Annotated in this window: 1 rRNA gene; it reads left to right on the top strand. The window is 61.1% G+C overall.

Annotated features, from left to right (window positions below):
- Nucleotides 1-1525: ribosomal RNA gene (locus ACYOEI_RS41020) — 23S ribosomal RNA — on the top strand; the annotation flags it as partial.

The raw sequence follows: 1525 nt of genomic DNA, 5'->3' as shown, positions 1-1525 counted from the left end.
ATGGGATGAATGACCGTCAGCCGAAGTCCCTTGGAACGGGGCACCAGAGCGGGTGAGAGTCCCGTAGGCGACGTCGGAAGTTCCCCTATCCGGTACCCGAGTAGCGTCGGGCACGTGAAACCCGGCGCGAATCGGCGGGGACCATCCCGCAAGGCTAAGTACTCGATGACGACCGATAGCGAACCCAGTAGGGCGACCGAACGGTGGGAAGAACCCCGATTAGGGGAGGAGACTGAACCTGAAACCCCGTGCCTACGAGCGGTGGGAGGGCATTGGCTTCGGCCAGCCTGACCGCGTGCCTTTTGCATAATGATCCGGCGAGTTACTCTGTCCGGCCCCAGGTTAATCCCTTCAGGGGAGGAGCCGTAGCGAAAGCGAGTCTTCATCGGGCGTCATAGTCGGACGGAGTAGACGCGAAACCAGGTGAACTACCCATGGGCAGGTTGAAGCGGCCCTAACCGGCCGTGGAGGACCGAACCCACCAGTGTTGAAAAACTGGGGGAGGACCCGTGGGGAGGAGTGAAAGTCTTATCAAACCTGGAGATAGCTCGTTCTCTCCGAAATGGCTTTAGGGCCAGCCTCGGGACATACCCTACGGGGGTAGAGCGACGGAATTCGGCCGGGGGGCTTCCCGCCTACCCGCCGAAACCCAACTCCGAATACCGTAGGGCGGACCCCGGGAGTCAGAGCGTGGGGGAGAAGCTTCACGCTCGAGAGGGAAACAACCCAGACCGCCGACCAAGGCCCCCAAGTCGACGCTCAGTGGCAAAGGAAGTGGGATCGCGGTGACAGCCGGGATGTTGGCTTAGAAGCAGCCACCATTTCAAAAGTGCGTAACAGCTTACCGGTCGAGCCATCCCGCGCCGAAAATGACGGGGACTAAGCGTCGCGCCGCAGTCGCGGATCGGAAACGATAGTAGGAGAGCGTTGCCCTCGGCCGTGAAGCTGGACGGAAACGACCAGTGGAGCGTGGGCAAGTGCGAATGCCGGAACGAGTAACGACAAGATGGGTGGGAAGCCCATCCGCCGAAAGCACAAGGTTTCCTGGGGAAGGTCAATCCGCCCAGGGTCAGTCGGGACCTAAGGCGAGGCCCAAGGGCGTAGCCGATGGACAGACGGTTAATATTCCGCCACCCGCCATGAAGGTTGAACCGCGGAGGACGCCGAGACGAGTCAGGTCGGGGCGCTAGATACCCCCGTGCCGCAAGGCCGACAGCATTCGATCTGGAAGCCTGATGACATCTCGGCCACGAAAAGCCCCGCGGGGACGACATGGCCGGCCCGTACCGCAATCCGACACAGGTGTGCTAGGCGAGCATCCGAAGGCGTTCGGGAGAACCCTCGTGAAGGAACTCGGCAAAATGACCCCGTACCTTCGGTATAAGGGGTGCTCCCCGCAAGGGGAGCCGCAGAGAATCGGCACTAGCGACTGTTTATCAAAAACACAGGACTCTGCCAACTCGCAAGAGGACGTATAGAGTCTGACGCCTGCTCGGTGTCGGTAGGTTGAGGAAGGCGGTCAGCG

The sequence above is a fragment of the Singulisphaera rosea genome, from assembly GCF_054877945.1.
This window is presented reverse-complemented; position numbering and strand designations above follow the sequence as displayed.